This is a genomic window from Streptomyces coelicoflavus, assembly GCF_003112555.1.
GTDB lineage: Bacteria > Actinomycetota > Actinomycetes > Streptomycetales > Streptomycetaceae > Streptomyces > Streptomyces coelicoflavus.
This window is the reverse complement of sequence record NZ_BEWB01000001.1, coordinates 23,109-39,673: the sequence shown is the minus strand read 5'-3', so window position 1 is coordinate 39,673 and position 16,565 is coordinate 23,109. Positions and strand designations below refer to the sequence as shown.

The following is a 16,565-nucleotide window of genomic DNA, read 5'->3' as shown; positions in this document are numbered from 1 at the left end:
CCGGAGGCCGAGGGCAGCGTCGCTGGGCGAGAGACCCGGCAGACCGGCAGCCCCACAGCCCCGCACTCCGGCACCCCCGCACTCCGGCACTCCGGCACTCTCGCAGTCCGGCACTCCCGCAGCCCCGCAGTCCCGGTCCGGGGGCAGCTTCGCTGGCCGTGGGCGCCGCCCGGGACGACCACTCACCGGCTCGCCCGGGGCTCCGGACGCCGGCCGGTGAGCGACCGGCTCCGTGCGGCCCGGCGTACGGAGCCGCGGCGTGCGGAGCCGCGCGGCGGGCGGAGAAGGTGCCGCGAGCGGGGAACCGCCCGGGGCCGGCACCGCGGCAACGCCGCACGGTGCCGTGAGCCGCGCGCTTGCGGCCCGGCCCCGGGCGTCCGGCGCCCACGGCGCGGCGGACCGACCTCCGCAGCACCGGCCCGGCACCAGCCGTCCCACCGCCCGTCCCCCGGCGCCGCATGCCGCGGGAATCACACCGCGTGCCCCGGCACGCGCCGCGTCATCCGTCCGTGTACTTGGCGTCCGTAGCCGGGTCCAGGGCGAGGCGGTAGCCGCGTTTCACGACCGTCTGGATCAGCTTCGGGGTGCCGAGGGAGGTGCGCAGGCGGGCCATGGCCGTCTCGACGGCGTGTTCGTCGCGGCCGGTGCCCGGCAGGGCGCGCAGCAGTTCCGCGCGGGGGACGACCCAGCCCGGCCGCCGGGCGAGGGCGCGCAGCAGGGACATGCCGGCAGGCGGCACGGCCCGGAGCTCCGCGTCGACAAGCACCGCGTGGCCGCGGATCTCCAGCCGGTGCCCGGCGACCGGCAGCGCACGGGCGCGGGCCGGCAGCTCCTGGCACAGCAGCTGGACGAGGGGGCCGAGCCGGAAGCGCTCGGGCTGGACCGTGTCGACGCCGTGCGCCTGGAGCGGCACCGCGGTGACCGGTCCGACGCAGGCGGGCAGCACGTCGTGGCCGAACGCGGCGAGCAGCTCCGGCAGCATGCCCCGCTCCCCGGCCCGGCCCAGCAGGGACACCGCGGCGGGCGCGCTCGTGAACGTCACGGCGTCCACGCCCCGCGACACCGCGGCGTCCAGCAGCCGGTCCACGGGGCCCAGGTCCTCCGGCGGCAGCCACCGGTACACGGGCACCCCCAGCACCTCGGCGCCGCCCTCCCGCAGCGCCTCCACGAACCCCGGCAGCGGCTCACCGTGCAGCTGTACGGCGATCCGGCGGCCCGACACACCCTCCTCCAGGAGCCGGTCGAGGACCTCTGCCATGGACTCCGACGCCGGTGACCAGCGCTCCGTCAGGCCCGCGGCCCGGACCGCGCCCTTGACCTTGGGCCCGCGCGCCAGCAGCTCCACCGTGCCCAGCCGCTCCAGCAGGGCGTCGCCGAGCCCCCAGCCGTCGGCGGCCTCGATCCAGCCCCGGAACCCGATGGCGGTGGTGGCGACGACGACGTCCGGTGCCCGGCCGACGATGTCCTTGGTGGCGGCCATCAGCTCGCTGTCGTCGGCGAGCGGCACGATCCGCAGCGCGGGCGCGTGCAGCACGTCGGCTCCGCGCCGCTGGAGCAGCGCGCCCAGTTCGTCGGCCCGGCGGGCGGCGGTCACGCCCACGGTGAACCCGGCCAGCGGGCCGTGCCCGGTCCGCCGCCCGTCCTCACCCTTGCCGTCCACGTCCCCCACGTCGCCCACGTCGTCCATCGCTCGCCGCGCTCCGTTCCGTTCACACCCACGTGCACAGTCACGTGGCGACCGAGCCTGCCAACGCCGCGTGACGGGCTCGGTTCCGCCTCATGTCACCAGTGTTACGTCACACCTCGGCCCGGCTGAGCCCGGCCCTCACCCGTTCCGGGCCCGCGGTGCCGTCCGGCGTCCGTACGACCGGACGGCGAAGGTACACCGCCCACGTGACGGCGAGGCACACGGCGTAGAAGGCGAGGAAGGCGACGAACGCGCCGGTGCCCGAGCCGGAGGAGAGGAAGGACTGCCGGAAGGCGAGGTTGACGGCGACGCCGCCGAGCGCGCCCACCGCGCCGATCAGCCCCATGGAGGCCCCGGAGAGCCGCCGCCCGTACGCCACCGCCGCCTCCCCCTCCAGCCCCTTGCCCAGCGCCTTGTTCCGGAAGATCCCGGGGATCATCTTGAACGCCGACCCGTTGCCAAGGCCGCTGAGCACGAACAGCACCACGAACACGGCCACGAACAGCGCGAGCGACCCCGACGCGCTGGCCGTGACGAGTACGGCGGTGGCGGCGGCCATGGCGACGAAGTTCCACAGGGTGATCCGCGCACCGCCGTACCGGTCGGCGAGCCTGCCGCCCAGCGGACGGACCAGCGAGCCCAGCAGCGGCCCGATGAAGGTCAGGTACGCCGCCTGGAGCGGGCTCCGTCCGAACTGGCTCTGCAACACCTGCCCGAAGGCGAAGCTGTAGCCGATGAACGAGCCGAAGGTGCCGATGTACAGCACCGACATGATCCAGGTGTGAGCGTCCCGCGCGGCGTCCTTGGCGGCCCCGGTGTCGTTCCGCACGGAGGTGAGGTTGTCCATGAAGCACGCGGCGAGCACCGCGGCCACCAGGACCAGCGGGACGTAGATGCCGAGCAGGACCCGGGGCCCGCCGCCCGCCCCGATGATCGCGAGCGCCGCCAGCTGGATGACCGGTACTCCGATGTTGCCTCCCCCGGCGTTGAGCCCGAGCGCCCAGCCCTTCCTCCTCAGCGGGAAGAACGCGTTGATGTTGGTCATGGAGGAGGCGAAGTTGCCGCCGCCGATGCCGGCGAGGAGTCCGGCCAGCAGGAAGGTCGAGAAGGACGTCCCCGGTTCCATGACGGCGAAGGCCGCGACGGTCGGCACGAGCAGCAGCCCGGCGGAGACGATCGTCCAGTTCCGCCCGCCGAAGACGGCGACGGCGAAGGTGTACGGCACCCGCACCACGGCCCCGACGAGCGTCACCACGGACGTCAGCAGGAACTTGTCGGCCGGTGTCAGCCCGTACTCGGGGCCCATGAAGAGCACCAGCACGGACCACATCGTCCACACGGAGAACCCGATGTGCTCGGAGAGGACGGAAAAGAACAGGTTCCGCCGGGCGGTCCGCTCCCCCGTCTCCCGCCAGAAGGTCTCGTCCTCGGGATCCCAGTGCTCGATCCAGCGTCCGCCACGGGCTTTCATCGCGCCTCCACGGTGCTCCACAGCTCGGTGGACCCGACGCTAGGCAGGACGCGTTTCGCGCCGGTGGGGCTGTGGATGACCGGGAGGGAACGTCGCTCTCACCCGGCACGGCCCCGGGGTGAGAGATCGCGGTCAGCCCTGCGGCGGCTGGGGCTGCCAGTGCGGGTTCTGCTGCGGGTAGCCCTGCGGCGGGTAGGGCTGCTGCGGGTGGGGCTGCTGCCCCTGCGGCTGCGGGGGCGCGTACGGCTGCCCCTGCGGCGGCTGGGGCGCGTACGGCTGCTGCTGCGGCGGCTGGGCGTACGGCTGCGGGGCCTGCTGCGGCGGGTAGGGCTGCTGGGCCTGCGAGGGCGCGTAGGGCTGCTGCGCCTGCGGGGCCTGCTGCGGCGCGTACGGCTGCCCGCCCTGCTGCGGCCCGCCGTACGGCTGCTGCTGCGGCGGCTGGGCGGCGTACTGGCCGGGGGCCGGCTGTCCGTAGCCGCCGGGCGCGGCGCCGAACGGGTTCCCGTGCCCCGGCAGTTGACCACCCGGCGGCAGGTAGCGCACCCGTCCCGTCTCGTCGGCCATCGGCACGAACCCGGCGGCCTGCAGCCGGGCCGCGAACTTGGCGTTGCGCTTGCGGGTGACGAGGAAGCCGATGCCGAGGGCCGCCATGAGGACCACCCAGATGATCCCGGAGAGGAGGAAGTCGTCGGACGAGCCGCCCTCGCGCAAGGCGATGACCACGCACGCGACGGTGCCGCCGAGCGCGCCGTAGCCCATGTTCTTCTGGGCGTTCTTGCCGGTGCGATCGAAGTTGATGCGCGCCTTGAGGAGTTCGAAGGCGTCCGGCACGAGCGGCGGCAGCGACACGCCGTCACCAGCGTTCGGGTACTGCGCCCAGTTCTGCGCGGCCCGGGTGCGGGCCTGCGGGCTCGGGTCGGGGACGAGCAGCATGGTGAGCGCGGTGTTGTTCCCGCCGCTCTGGCGGACGTCGGCGTACTCGTAGCCGAACTGCTGGGCGACGAAGGCGAGCGTGGCGAGCTTCTTCACCGAGGACATCCGGCTGGTGAGCTGGACCGGCTCCCCGCTCGCCATCAGCTCCAGCATCTTCTGCGTCTGCCGCTTGCTCATCCCGCTGCTCCCCCTGACCGGCTCACGCCACCCCGTTCACTTCCGCAACCGGGGCAGTCTCGCACGGGACGGGGCGGGGCGGTACCGCCGGGCAGGCGCGAACCCCGGTGCGGCTCCGGACCGTCAGCCCGCCGCCCACATGCGCCGCGCGACGACCAACCGCCGTCCCTCCGTGAGCAGCGCCGCGCCCACGAGCGCCGAACTGCCGAGCGGCAGGGCCAGCCAGGGCCAGGCCACGGAGCGCGGGTCCACGAGCGCCTGGGCGATCTGCACCGTGAGGGTCACGGACATCGCGGCGCCCATGCAGATCACCGCCGTCACCGACGCCCGGTAGCGCCATCGCTCGCTGTTGTGCCGGGCCAGACTGCGCACGCCCTTGGAGAACACCCATGCCAGCAGCGCGCCCACCACGGTCAACAGGGCCGAGACGCCCAGCACGTTCGCCGCGACCTCGACGCCCGGCGAGGGCTGCGGAAAGGGGTCGCGCACGCGCTGGGAGAGCACCGCCCACCAGGTCGCCACCAGGAGGGGCACGCCGAGCAGCACCACCGTGCCGACCCGCTTGCCGGTGGCGTGCAGCGCGGCGCGGGCGTAGGCCCCGGCCACCACCCGGGCGCTGCCCCACTCGGCGATCGCGGTCCGCTGTGCCGCCGTCGGGTTCATGCCCTGCTCACGGCAGGCGGCCGCCGTCTCGGCCAGGCCGTCCCGCACCTCCTCGACGATCTCCTCGCGCCACCTTCGCGGTCCGCACAGACGCACCGCGACGTCCCGGAGGTAGTCGTCGATCGGGCCGGGGCCGTCGGTCGGGCCGGGGTCGTCGGTCAGGTCGAGACGGTCCATGTCCCCGGTCCCCCCATTACGCCGGTGATCACTTCGGCGGCACGGTGCCAGGCCTGGCGCCGTTCCTTCAGCGCCTCGACCCCGGAGGGCGTCAGTTCGTAGGTCCGGCGCCGTCGTCCCCCGACCTCGCTCCAGCCGCTGGAGACGAGGCCGGCGCTCTCCAGGCGGCGCAGGGCCGGGTAGATCGTGCCGGACGGCAGCGACACCTCGCCGTCGCTGCGCTCCCGCAGCGTCTCGATGACCGCGTACCCGTAGGTCGGACCGGACTCGAGGACGGCCAGGATCATCCCCTCCAGGTGGCCCTTCAGCACTTCAGCCCTCATAGATAGCCACACTACAGGAGCAGGGGGGACCAGTCGATGTCCCCGTCGTACTCGTCCCACTCCTCGCTCACCCTCCGGTAGGAGCCGCCGTAGTAGAGGAGGGGCCGCACGGCCGGTCCGTCCACCGCCTTGGTGGCCCTCCCGACCCGCCCCACGACGATGTCGTGGTCGCCGGCGCGCACCACCTGCTCGGACCGGCACTCCAGTACCGCGAGGGCGTCCGGCAGCAGCGGGGTGCCGTCCTCGCCGGGCACGAACTCCTGACCGCCGAAGCGGTCCAGGCCCGGTGCGGCGAAGCGGGCGGACACCGCTCGCTGGTCCTCGCCCAGGACGTGCACCGCGAACGGCCCGGGCCGGGCGAACGCCGCGTGCTGCAAGGAGGACCGCGCCGCCGCGAACAGCACCAGCGGGGGGTCGAGCGAGACCGACGCGAAGGAGTTGACCGTCATGCCCCGCGGGCCGTGCGGGGTCATCGCGGTCACCACGGCGACGCCGGTGGCGAACCGGCCGAGGACACGGCGCAGTGCGCGGGCGTCGTCCACGGGCACGTCGACGGCGGTGCGCGCGGCACCGGTGGGTACCGTCACGGCCGCACCACCTCCGTCAGCCGGTGCACGACGCCGTCCAGACGCGGCAGCGCCCGGAACTCGTCCCGGACCCGCCGGACGGCGCGGCCGAAGCCCTCCTCGGCCAGCAGCCGGCGGACGCCCGACCGGACGGCGGCGGGGTCGAGGCGCTCGGGGTCGAGCACCGGGAAGGGGCCCTTGGACGCGTTGGTGCAGCAGAGGCCCATCCCCAGGTTGGCCAGGTTCATGCCCACCACCGGCTGGTCGGCGCCCAGCGGGAGGGTGAGCATCGGCAGGCCGTGCGCGATGCCGTTGAGCACCGAGGTGTAGCCGGCCTGGTTGATGAAGACCGAGCAGTGCGCGAGGAAGACCCGGTGGTCGATGTACGGCACGAGCCGGGTGTTCGCGGGCAGGGCGCCGAAGCTCTCCGGGTCCGAGCCGCGGCCCGTGCCGACCACCAGGTCGACGTCGTCGCCGGCGAGGGACTCGACGACGGTCCGGATGACCCGGCGGCCCGCGTCGCTCCGCACGAAGGTGGTGCCCAGGGACAGGTGCACGACCGGCCGGTCGCCCAACTCGCCGACCCAGCCCGGCAGGTCCCGGTCCGGGTCCGGGTCCCGGCTCTGCCCCGCCCGGTCGAACTCCGGGGGGCAGTAGCGGAACTCCTGGGGATAGGGCTCTCCGAAGGGGAAGTCGAGGACGCGTGGCCTGCGGTGCAGGTAGAGGTAGCCGTAGAGCCTGCGCAGTTCGGGGTCGGGCTCCAGGCCGTAGCGTTCCGCGAGCGAGGACACCGCCTCGCCGGCCATCGCCAGCATGACGTTGCGCTCGGCCCCCATGCCGGGGGTGAAGCAGGCGAGAGGGACCCCGGCCCGCTCCGCCGCCGCCCAGCCCCCGAACTCCAGGGCGTCGCGGACGACGAGGTCGGGCTTGAACTCGTCGATCACGCCCGACAGGTCGTCGACCATGCCGCGCGTGGCGACCTCGGCGAACGCCGCCAACTGTCCGTCCCCGCCGTGACGGTGGAACTCGGGCAGCGAGTCGGGGTCCGCCTGGGACCAGTCGGCTCCCGCCCCCACGGCGGGGATCCGGCGAGCCGTGAAGTGCTCCCGGAAGGAGGGCGCGGTGGCGACGAGGACGGTGTGCCCGGCCCGCTCGGCCGCCCGGGCCAGGGGGGCCATGGCGTGCAGGTGGGCGATGCCCGGCACGCAGGTGAACAGGATTCTCATCTGGTGTCCGATTCCTTGATGTCCGGTCTGTCCGGTCTGTCCGGTGCTTCGGTGTCCGGTGCTTCCCGTGCTCAGACCGACAGCCGGTAGGGGACGAAGGTCTCGGCGTACCGCATGCCGAGAGCGCCGCCCGCCGCCGCGTCCACGCGGCGGACCTGGGCGATGCTGCGCGGATTGCCGTCGGGCCGCATCTGGGTGCCGTAGGCGCGCAGGGCCTCCTCCTTCGCCTCCCAGTGCGCCGAGATGTCGACGTGCACCCGCCAGGGCTCCGCGTGGGAGGACCAGGCCTCTTCCGCCCCGCTGTACCCGAGCACCGCGCGGGGGGTCGGCTTGAGGTCGGGGCTGTGCACCCGGCAGGCCGCGAACGCCGCCCGGTGGACGGCCTGGTGGTCCTGGTGGAAACCGCCGGCCGCCGGGATCAGGGCGGTCGCCGGGCGCACCGCGGCGAGGGACACGGCGGAGTCCCGCTCGATGAGGTTGACCAGGTCGCGCTGGCGGGTGGTGATGTCGAGGCTGCCCTCCTCGTCCCGCCAGGCGAGTTCCGCGGAGGTGACGCCGAGCGCGGAGCAGGCCAGTTTGAACTCGGAGGTCCGTACGTCGCCGTCGCTGTGCCCGCCCCACATGCGGCCGACGCGGACGGTGACCGCGAGGACGTGGACGCGGTGGCCGGCGGCGGCGAGCCGGGCGATGGTGCCGCCGCAGCCCAGCGTCTCGTCGTCCGGGTGCGGGGCGATCACGAGCACGTCGGGGCCGGGCAGCATCGAGAAGTGGTCACCGGCCGTACCGTCCCGGACGGGCGCCGGCGTGGACGAGAGGTCAGACATGCGGTCTTCCTTCCGTTGGGTTGCCCTGTGGACTTTCCTCCGGGCTCCCCTTCGGGGGAACGGCCGGTTCGGGGTCGGGGCCGGCCTCGGCGTCGAGGCGCTGGCGCAGGGCGGCGACCGCGGCCACGGTCAGCACGGTGGCGGCGCCCGTCTGCGCGGCGACGGCCGCCGGCGCGTTCCAGGTGTCGGCGGCCCAGCCCATCAGGTAGGCCCCGAGGGGGCGGCTGCCGAGGAACACCATCAGGTAGACGGCCATGACCCGGCCGCGCACCACCGGCGTGGTGGCGAACTGCACGTAGGTGGCGGCGGTGGAGACGAAGGCGAGCTGGGTCGCGCCGACCGCCGCCATCAGCACGGCGAACACCCACAGGGACGGCGACAGGGCCGCGAGCAGCTGCACCCCGCAGAAGAGGAGGGCGCACGTCACCAGCCTGCGCAGGGTCACGGAGGAGGTGGTGGCCGCGACCGCGGCACCGGCGAGCGAGCCGACGGCCATGCAGGCGCCGAGCAGCCCCAGCTGTCCCGGTCCGCCGCCGAACTCCTGGGTGCCGATCAGGGTGATGACCAGCTGGGAGTTGAGACCGAAGGCGGCGACGACGCCGACCACGGCCAGCACCAGCCGTATCTCTCGATGCCCGCGGACGTAGGCGAGGCCGCCGCGCACGAGGCGTCCACCCGTGGCACGCGGACCGGGCGTGAGGGCGGCCCGGTCCATGCGGAGCAGCGGCCACACCGAGGCCGCGATCACGAGCCCCGCGACGAGGAGTACGGGACCGGTGCCCCAGAACCCGATGAACAGCCCGCCGGCCCCCGCGCCCAGCAGGCGGGTGACGTTGAACGATCCCGCGCACAGGGCCACCGCGCTGCCCAGGTCCCGCGACGGCACGGTCTCGGGCACGAACGCCTGGGCCGTGGGCTGCCACAGCGCGTTGCAGGCACCCATCAGCGAGGCGATCGCGAAGACGTGCCAGAGTTCGACGGCTCCGGCGGCCACCAGGAGGCCGAGGACCAGCCCGCCGAGACCGGTGGCGAGTTGGGTGGCCACGACGGTGGCCCACTTCGGGTAGCGGTCGGCGACCACGCCGCACAGCGGGCCGAGGACGAGGAAGGGAACGAACTGCAGGGCCGTGACGACGCCGAGCGCGGTGCCCGAGCCGTCGGTCAGTTCCAGTACCAGCCAGTCCTGCGCCAGCCAGTGCACCCACAGCGCGGAGCTGCTGAGGGACAGATGGACGAACCAGCACCGGAAGTTCGGCCGCCGCAGGGCCCGCAGTCCCGCGTCCCTCATCCGGTGTCCGTCCCCGCCCCGGCCGGCCCGCGCAGCACCGCAGCCGCGTTGAAGCCGCCGGTGCCGCGCGCCACCACCAGGGCGGTGTGCAGCTCGGGGGCCTCCCGGGGCGAGAGGACCAGGTCGAGGTCGGCGTACTCCGCGGCGGGGTCCAGGTTCACCGACGGGGGGATCACCCGGTGGGTGAGGGCCAGGGCGGCCCAGGCGAGGTCCAGTGACGCACCGCCGCTGCACAGCCGTCCCGTCATGGTCTTGGGGACGGTGACCGGGACGGGGCGCCCGCCGAACACGGCCCGGATCATGTCGGCCTCCTGGCGGTCCCCCACCGCCGTGCCCGCGCCGTCGGCGAAGACCACGTCGATGTCGTCGGGAGTGCAGTCGGCCCGGCGCAGGGCCTCGCGGACCGCGCGGGTGAACTGCGTGCCGTCCGGGGGCGGCTCGGCCGGGTCCCAGCCGTCGTGGGTGGCTGCGGTCGACCGGATCTCGGCGTAGACCCGCAGGCCACGGCGGCGCACCCGTTCCTCGGACTCGACCATCAGCATCGCCCCGCCCTCGCCGGGCACGAACCCCGCGCCGCCGAAGGGCCGGTAGGCGGTGCACGGGTCCGGGTCGCGGCTGATGCCGTACTGGTCGGACTGGCAGACCAGCGCGTACGGGGACAGCGGGGCCTCCGTGCCGCCGACCAGGACGGCACCGGTCCGCCGCCGGATCAGTCGGTGGGCCTGGGCGAGGGCGTCGATGCCGCCCGCGCCGTCCGACACCAGGACGCCGCAGGCGCCCTTGAGCTGGTGCCGGATGGAGATCTGGCCGGTGCTCGCCGCGTAGAACCAGCCGATCGACTGGTAGGCGCTGACCTTGCGCGGCCCCTGGCTCCACAGCGCCTGGATCTCCCGCTGGCCGAAGGCGTTGCCGCCCGATCCGGCGGCGGTCACCACGGACAGGTCGAAGGGGAACTCCTGGTCCGGCGTGAGCCGGGCGTCGTCCAGGGCCAGCCGGGCGGCGGCCAGCGCCATCCACGTGCCCCGGTCGGTCTGCACCGCCAGCCGGCTGTCGACGAACGCGTCGGCGTCGAAGCCGGACACCTGACCGGCCGTGCGCACGGGGGCGGGGTGGCCGCCCCCGCCGGGCTCGGGCAGGGCGGCGATGCCGGACGCTCCCCGCAGGGAGTTCTCCCAGTGCTCGGTGGTGCCCACTCCGGTCGGCGCGACGACGCCGAGGCCGGTGATGAAGGCGCGACTCGCCCTCATGCCGCCTCCCCCAGGCCGGAGAAGACCATCGCGGACTGGAAGCCGCCGAACCCGGAGCCGACCGACAGGGCGTGGCGGACGTCCGCGTCCCGGGCCTCCAGAGGCGTGTAGTCCAGGTCGCACTCGGGGTCGCGGGTGGTCAGGTTCGCCGTCGGCGGGACCGTGCCGCGCTGGATCACCAGGGCGCAGGCCGCCATCTCGATCGACCCGATGGCGCCCAGCGAATGCCCCACGACCGATTTGATGGAGCTGATCGGCACGCGGTAGGCCGTCTCGCCCAGGACGCGCTTGTACGCGGCCGTCTCGTGCCGGTCGTTCTGCCGGGTGCCGGAGCCGTGGGCGCTGATGTAGCCGAGGTCCTCGGGGACGAGCCGGGACCCGTCCATGGCGTGCAGGATCGCCTCGCTGAGTTCGAAGCCGTCCGGGCGCAGGCCCGTCATGTGGAATCCGTTCGCGCGTGCGGCGTACCCGGTGATCTCGCAGTAGATCTCCGCCCCGCGCGCCCGGGCGTGCTCGTACTCCTCGAGCAGGAGTACGGCGGAGCCCTCGCCGAGCACGAAGCCCGCGCGGTCCGCGTCGAAGGGCCTCGACGCCTGCTCCGGCTCGTCGTTGCGGTTGGTGGTGGCCCGGATCGCGTCGAAGCAGGTCACGGTGATCGGCGAGATGGGCGCGTCCGACGCCCCGGCGATCATGACGTCGGCGGAGCCCTCCTCGATGACGGTCAGGGCGTGTCCGAGGGAGTCGATGCCGGAGGTGCAGCCGGTGGAGACCACGGCCGCCGGTCCGTGCACGCGGTAGCGGGCGGCCAGTTCGGCGGCGGCGCTGGAGGGGACCAGCGACTGGTACATGAACGGCAGCACGTGGCGCCGGTCGACGTGCCAGTCGGCACCGTGGTTGCTGGCGACGACGTACTCGTCCTCCAGCCGGATGGTGGCGCCGACCGCGGAGCCGAGGGTGACGCCGATCCGGTCGGTGTCGGTGTCCGCGGCGGCGAGGTCGAGGCCGGAGTCGGCGAGCGCCTCGTCGGCGGCGGCCACGGCCAGCTGCACGAACCGGTCCATGCGCCGGACCTCGCGGGCGGTGAGTCCGTGGGCGGCCGGGTCGAAGTCGCACTCGGCGGCTATCTGCGAGCGGTACGGGGACGGGTCGAAGGCCTGGATGCGGCGGATCGCGGGCTTTCCGTCCACGATCCGCGCCCAGAACTGCTCACGGCCCGTGCCGCCGGGGGCCATCACCCCGACGCCCGTCACGACGGTGCGCCTCATGCCCGTTCCCCCTGCGCCGGGGCGTCGGCCGGGGGCGCGTCGCCCGGTCCCGGCTCGGTGTCCACGTGCCCGAGTTCGGGACGCGGGGCGAGCGGGCTGAGCTGGAAGACGGCCAGCGTCTCGCCGGCGGCCGTGCTGGTCAGCCGGTGGCGGACGTTGCGCGGGATGAGCAGGGCGTGGTCCTGCGCCACCTCGACCGCCTCTCCGTCGAGTTCGGCCTTCAGACGGCCCCGGGCCACGTACAGGTACTCCTCGGAGTACGGGTGGTAGTGCTCGGTCACGGTCTCGCCGGGTGCCAGCCGCACCGCTCCGCAGAAGCCCGAGGAGCTGCCGGAGGTGACCGGGGTGACCATGGCGCGCAGGTCACCGCCGCGACGGGTGTTGGCGGGCACGTCGTCGAATGCGACGACGGTGCGCCTGCGCGCTTCCAGACGGTCCTTGATGATCTGCATCTGGACGACGCTGTTGGCGTTGATCCGGTCGGTCATGGCGGCGGTGTCCAGGGGCGCCTCGGGGCGCATCCGGAAGTCCTGGGTCCAGCGCATGACCGTCCGGTCGGGCGCCTCCTCGTGGAAGGTCCAGACGATGTTCATGAACTCGAAGGGCCCGGTCTCCACCCGGCGCGCCCGCACCACCCGCAGTTCCTCGTCCCAGTGCCGTTCCGACACCCAGGACCACACCCGGCCCTGCTCGTCGGGGTGCATGGTCAGCCGGAAGCGGACGGAGTCCGTGCTCTCGGCGAGCACGTCGACGGACGCGTACTCGGTGAACAGGTCCGGCCAGGACCGCACGTCGTTGAGGTGCGTCCAGACGAACCCCGCCGGGGCGTCGACGGTGATCTCGTTCTCGGTGTGCCCTATCACGGTCAACTCCCCCTTCACGCCGCGGTCTCGGCGAGGCGCCGGGCTATCCCGCGCTGCAGCGCCCGGGGACTGGTGTCCGGGCCGATCTGGTCCTCCACGTCGAGGCCGACCAGGTCCTGGACCCGGGTGGCGATCTCCAGCCGGGCCAGCGAGTCCAGTCCCAGCTCCTCGAAGGTGCGGGCCAGTTCGGCGTCGCTGATCGCCGGGTTCACCCCCGTGGCCACCAGGGCGCTGCGCAGTTGCTCGTCGGTCAGAGGCTGATGGGTCATCGCGGTACTCCTTGCGTGTGTCGGGCGGGACGGGGTCAGGGGGTCAGGCCGGCGGCGGCGCGGAGCTTCTCGTACTTGGGGCCCTCGGCGAGGTAGCGCAGCTCGGGCGGCCCGTCCACGGCGAGCCAGCGGACCATGTCGTCCAGGGAGCCGGGGTCGGGGTGGATGAAGCGGCGGTCCCGGTCGCCCAGGCCGATCCCCGGGATCACGCCGTCGGACTCCGCGACCCGCTTCATCAGTTCGCGGCCCGCGTCGGCGGCGTCCCGTTCACCGGCGTCGACGGCGTCGCACAGCCGCACCATCTCGTCGAACAGCCGCTTGTGGGGGTGGTTGTCGGGCACGAGGTAGCCGAGGTACGGGACCTCTTCCATCTCCTGGAACAGCCGGTCGTCGGGGTGCTCCCGGTAGCGCTCCAGAAAGCGCTCGAACCGCAGGTTGACCGGTACCTCCGCGGCGCCCCACACCCGGTAGACGGCGTTCCACAGCTCGTAGTCGCCCAGGCCGACGAACGAGCAGTTGACCAGCTCGTCGTTGTACTTGATCAGGCCCTTCTGGAGCCGGTCGACGTACGCGAAGCGCTCCTCGGCGAAGTCGTCCTCGCGCAGGGCGTCGAGCAGCCGCCAAGCGAGTGCGTTGATGACCTCGCCGGTGTTGGTGAGTCCGCGGGAGTAGAGCGGGTCGATGAAGCCCGCGGCGTGCGACATCAGGCACCAGCGGTGTCCGACCGTCCTGGTCGAGGAGTACTGGAGGCGGTCGGTGGAGACCCACGGCCGTACGGTCTTGGCGTCGGCGAAGATCCGCTCCAGCACCGGGAACCGGCTGGTGAACGCGCGGAACTCCTCCTCGGGGGCGACGCCCTCCGTCTTGGGGTAGCGCCGTTCGTCGTAGGTGAGGCCGACGCTCACCAGCGGGTTCTTGGAGCGCGGCTCGTTGTTGAACGGGATGATCCAGAGCCAGCCGCGGTCGAAGGTGTGGTGCATGGTGCCGTCCACCCAGGGGATGGGCGGCAGGTCCTCGGCCGGCATCCGCAGGCAGTCGTCGGTGGGGCGCACGTCCAGCATGTGGGTGAACAGTGAGCGGGAGTGGTGCTTGAGGTCGTTCGGCTGCCTGCGCAGGCCGAGCTTCCGTGCGACCGGCGAGCGGAACCCGCTGCCGTCGACGAGGTACCGGGCCGTGTGGCGCGAACCGTCCTGCCCGACGACCGCGACCTGGTCCTCGCCCAGCTCGACCTCGGCGACCCGGTAGGCCTGCTTGGCCACGCAGCCGTAGCGGACGGCGGCGTGGAACAGGTAGGCGTCGCTGTCCTGCCGGTGCAGGTGGCTGGTCTGGAGCAGCGAGGAGGGCGGGGCGAACTGGTTGACCTCGCGCGGGTCGGGCTCCTCGCCCTCCCGGTGCAGCATGAAACCGAAGTGCCGCTTGCGTCCCACGCTCGGGCCGATGTGCTCCAGGCAGCCCTCGACGGTGGAGAACGGCTCCAGCTCCGGGATGCCGTACCGCTCGGCGAGCACCCGGAAGACGTTCAGGGTGTAGAGGGTGGTCGACTCGCCCACCGAGAAACGCGGGTGCACCCCGGCGTCGACGAGCAGCACGCTCGCGCCGTTCTTCGCCAGGATCGCGCCGAGCGTCGAACCGGCGATACCGCTGCCCAGAATGATGACGTCGAAATCGTGCCCGGCCGTCCTCGGGTTCTGAGAATTCTGCGGGAGTTGCGGGTCCTGCGGCATTTCAACTCCTCTCGTTCTCCACGGAATGTGCGGGTGATTCGGATGAACCGGGCGTCACGCTAAAAGGTCCGGTGGGGCGCGGTCTTCCACCGCCGTGATGAGAATCCGTCCCGGCTCCGGGAGGAGAACGCAGCACCCGGGACGAGGCCGCTCTCCGTCCGCCGTCGTCGCCGGCCGGGCCCAGGAGCGCCAGCAACGGGCCGGTCATGACGGTGGTGGCGACCGCCATGATCACCAGCGCGGTGAACATCCGGCTGTCCAGGGCGCCCAGCGCGAGACCGACGTTGAGGATGATCAGCTCGGTCAGGCCCCGGGTGTTGAGCAGCACCCCCAGCGTCGCGGCCTCCCGCCGGGTGGCGCCGGTCAGCAGGGCCGCTCCCGCGGCCCCGGCGAACTTTCCGACGCAGGCCACCGCCAGCACGGCCAGGAGGATGAGCAGACCGCGGCCACCCAGTCCCGAGACGTCCACCGAGAGCCCGGTGACGACGAAGAAGACGGGCAGCAGCAACAGGCTGGTCTGTTCGATGCGTTCGGGCACCTCGGGGGTGGCGGCGTCGATCCGCCGGCGCGGCACGACCGCGCCGAAGGCGAAGGCGCCGAAGACGGCGTGCAGGCCCATCGCCTCGGTGGCCCACGCGCTCAGCAGCAGGCCCACCACCAGGACGGCGTGGTTGACGGGGCCGCCGGACCAGCGCCGTCCGGGGGCCAGCAGCCAGTTCAGTCCGGGACGCACCAGCACGAGCAGACCGAGCACGAACACGCCGCAGACGAGCGCCATCCGGGCCACCGGCCAGGGCCCCGTGCTCTTGGCCAGTGCGACGACCACCGCCAGCACGCCCCAGGCCAGCACGTCCTGGATCGCCGCGCAGGCGAGGGCCACGGCTCCGGTGCGGCGTCTTCGCCAGCCACGTTCGACGATGATCCGGGCCAGTACGGGGAACGCCGTGATGGACAGGGCCGCTCCCAGGAAGAGGGCGGGCACCAGGAGTCCGGACGTACTCATCTCCTCCGTGACGAACCAGGGCCGCAGCACCCACGCGAGCCCGGCACCGAGGGCGAACGGCAGCGTCAGCGACGCCAGCGAGGTCGCCACGACCTGACGCCCGTGCCCTCTGAGACGACCGGCGTCGAACTGGTAGCCGACGCCGAACATGAAGAGCACCAGGCCCAGGTGCGCCAGCACCTCCAGGGCGGACCGGACGTCCGCGGGGAACAGCAGGGCGACCGGGTCCCCCGGCAGCAGTCCGAGGAGGCTGGGGCCCAGGGCGAGTCCGGCGACGATCTCGCCGACGACGGCCGGCTGGCGCACCCACCGGGCCAGCCGGGAGAACAGCGCGGCCGCGGCGAGGATCAGGGCCACCGCCGCGAGCAGGCTCCCGGTGGCGGCCTGCGGTGCGCCGGCCGCCGACAGTTCGGGCACCGGCCTCAGCCCGCGGGCCGGGGGGGCACCGCCGGGGCGGCGGTCCAGGAGTAGAACTCCTCCGCCATGGCCGACTCCGGCCCCCGCCAGGTCGCCGGTTCGAAGGGCAGCACGAACGGGCTCAGTTCCTCGCTGAGCCGCTGGAAGTCCGCACGGCCGCGGGCCACGGCCACCGGGTCGGTGTGGGTGCCGTCGAATTCGACGAGATGGAAGTACAGGCCGTGATAGCGAAAGAGCCGACGCCCGCGCACGCCGAGGTCGTGCGGCAGGGACGTGGCGTCCGACGCGGAGAACAGCCTCGACACTTCCGTGGAATTCGCCGCGTCCATTCGCGCGACCACGAGAGCCGTCCTGCGGGCCGTTTCATTCGTTGCTGACATCGAGCATCTCCCCTGTCCGGGAATTCGGGACAGGGGAGATGCTAGGAAATTGTTCTTAGGTC

General features: G+C 73.3%; 16 protein-coding genes and 1 pseudogene. All 17 read right to left on the bottom strand.

The features are described 5' to 3' along the window. Positions 1–499: 499 nt before the first annotated feature. Positions 500–1,687 carry a uroporphyrinogen-III synthase gene (locus tag Sco07f_RS00200; RefSeq protein ID WP_108986600.1) on the bottom strand — a complete coding sequence of 396 codons (1,188 nt, stop codon included), beginning with the start codon at positions 1,685–1,687 and terminating at the stop codon, positions 500–502. A gap of 109 nt (positions 1,688–1,796) precedes the next feature. Continuing rightward, complete coding sequence (locus tag Sco07f_RS00195; protein WP_108986599.1) at positions 1,797–3,158, bottom strand: nitrate/nitrite transporter; 1,362 nt, start codon at positions 3,156–3,158, stop codon at positions 1,797–1,799. 132 nt (positions 3,159–3,290) lie between these two features. Beyond that, entirely contained in the window at positions 3,291–4,268 is a 978-nt protein-coding gene (locus Sco07f_RS00190) for a hypothetical protein (protein ID WP_108986598.1), read from the bottom strand. Positions 4,269–4,391: 123 nt separating this feature from the next. Further along, on the bottom strand, positions 4,392–5,108 hold the full coding sequence (locus Sco07f_RS00185; protein ID WP_054100772.1) for a permease prefix domain 1-containing protein: 717 nt from the start codon (positions 5,106–5,108) through the stop codon (positions 4,392–4,394). After that, positions 5,090–5,431, bottom strand: coding sequence for a PadR family transcriptional regulator (locus Sco07f_RS00180; RefSeq protein WP_042822343.1), 342 nt, complete (start codon positions 5,429–5,431; stop codon positions 5,090–5,092). The genes Sco07f_RS00185 and Sco07f_RS00180 overlap by 19 nt, the downstream gene beginning before the upstream one ends. An 11-nt stretch (positions 5,432–5,442) precedes the next feature. Then, a complete protein-coding gene (locus Sco07f_RS00175) occupies positions 5,443–6,018 on the bottom strand; it encodes a flavin reductase family protein (RefSeq protein ID WP_218030727.1) in 576 nt (191 codons plus the stop codon). After that, positions 6,015–7,223 (bottom strand): glycosyltransferase, encoded by a 1,209-nt coding sequence (locus Sco07f_RS00170; protein ID WP_108986597.1) that lies wholly within the window; start codon positions 7,221–7,223, stop codon positions 6,015–6,017. Before Sco07f_RS00170 ends, Sco07f_RS00175 begins: the two co-directional genes overlap by 4 nt. A 71-nt stretch (positions 7,224–7,294) precedes the next feature. Further along, the gene (locus tag Sco07f_RS00165; RefSeq protein WP_108986596.1) at positions 7,295–8,047 is read right to left on the bottom strand and encodes a PIG-L deacetylase family protein; all 753 of its coding nucleotides are present in this window, start codon (positions 8,045–8,047) and stop codon (positions 7,295–7,297) included. Continuing rightward, positions 8,040–9,335 carry an MFS transporter gene (locus Sco07f_RS00160; protein ID WP_108986595.1) on the bottom strand — a complete coding sequence of 432 codons (1,296 nt, stop codon included), beginning with the start codon at positions 9,333–9,335 and terminating at the stop codon, positions 8,040–8,042. The genes Sco07f_RS00165 and Sco07f_RS00160 overlap by 8 nt, the downstream gene beginning before the upstream one ends. After that, a complete protein-coding gene (locus Sco07f_RS00155) occupies positions 9,332–10,582 on the bottom strand; it encodes a beta-ketoacyl synthase N-terminal-like domain-containing protein (RefSeq protein WP_108986594.1) in 1,251 nt (416 codons plus the stop codon). The genes Sco07f_RS00160 and Sco07f_RS00155 overlap by 4 nt, the downstream gene beginning before the upstream one ends. Next, a complete protein-coding gene (locus Sco07f_RS00150; protein ID WP_007388626.1) occupies positions 10,579–11,847 on the bottom strand; it encodes a beta-ketoacyl-[acyl-carrier-protein] synthase family protein in 1,269 nt (422 codons plus the stop codon). Before Sco07f_RS00150 ends, Sco07f_RS00155 begins: the two co-directional genes overlap by 4 nt. Further along, positions 11,844–12,200 carry a cupin domain-containing protein gene (locus tag Sco07f_RS40420; protein WP_239109562.1) on the bottom strand — a complete coding sequence of 119 codons (357 nt, stop codon included), beginning with the start codon at positions 12,198–12,200 and terminating at the stop codon, positions 11,844–11,846. Before Sco07f_RS40420 ends, Sco07f_RS00150 begins: the two co-directional genes overlap by 4 nt. 39 nt (positions 12,201–12,239) lie before the next feature. Beyond that, positions 12,240–12,710, bottom strand: a pseudogene (locus tag Sco07f_RS40415) (SRPBCC family protein); the annotation flags it as partial. A 14-nt stretch (positions 12,711–12,724) separates the two neighbouring features. Beyond that, entirely contained in the window at positions 12,725–12,979 is a 255-nt protein-coding gene (locus Sco07f_RS00140; RefSeq protein WP_007388624.1) for a phosphopantetheine-binding protein, read from the bottom strand. 35 nt (positions 12,980–13,014) lie between these two features. Further along, positions 13,015–14,703 (bottom strand): NAD(P)/FAD-dependent oxidoreductase, encoded by a 1,689-nt coding sequence (locus Sco07f_RS00135; RefSeq protein ID WP_007388623.1) that lies wholly within the window; start codon positions 14,701–14,703, stop codon positions 13,015–13,017. A 1-nt stretch (position 14,704) separates the two neighbouring features. Then, positions 14,705–16,123: a cation:proton antiporter gene (locus tag Sco07f_RS00130; RefSeq protein ID WP_108986593.1), complete on the bottom strand. Its 1,419-nt coding sequence runs from the start codon at positions 16,121–16,123 to the stop codon at positions 14,705–14,707. A 5-nt stretch (positions 16,124–16,128) separates the two neighbouring features. Continuing rightward, positions 16,129–16,503 (bottom strand): TcmI family type II polyketide cyclase, encoded by a 375-nt coding sequence (locus tag Sco07f_RS00125; RefSeq protein WP_042822341.1) that lies wholly within the window; start codon positions 16,501–16,503, stop codon positions 16,129–16,131. Between the last annotated feature and the right edge of the window lie 62 nt (positions 16,504–16,565).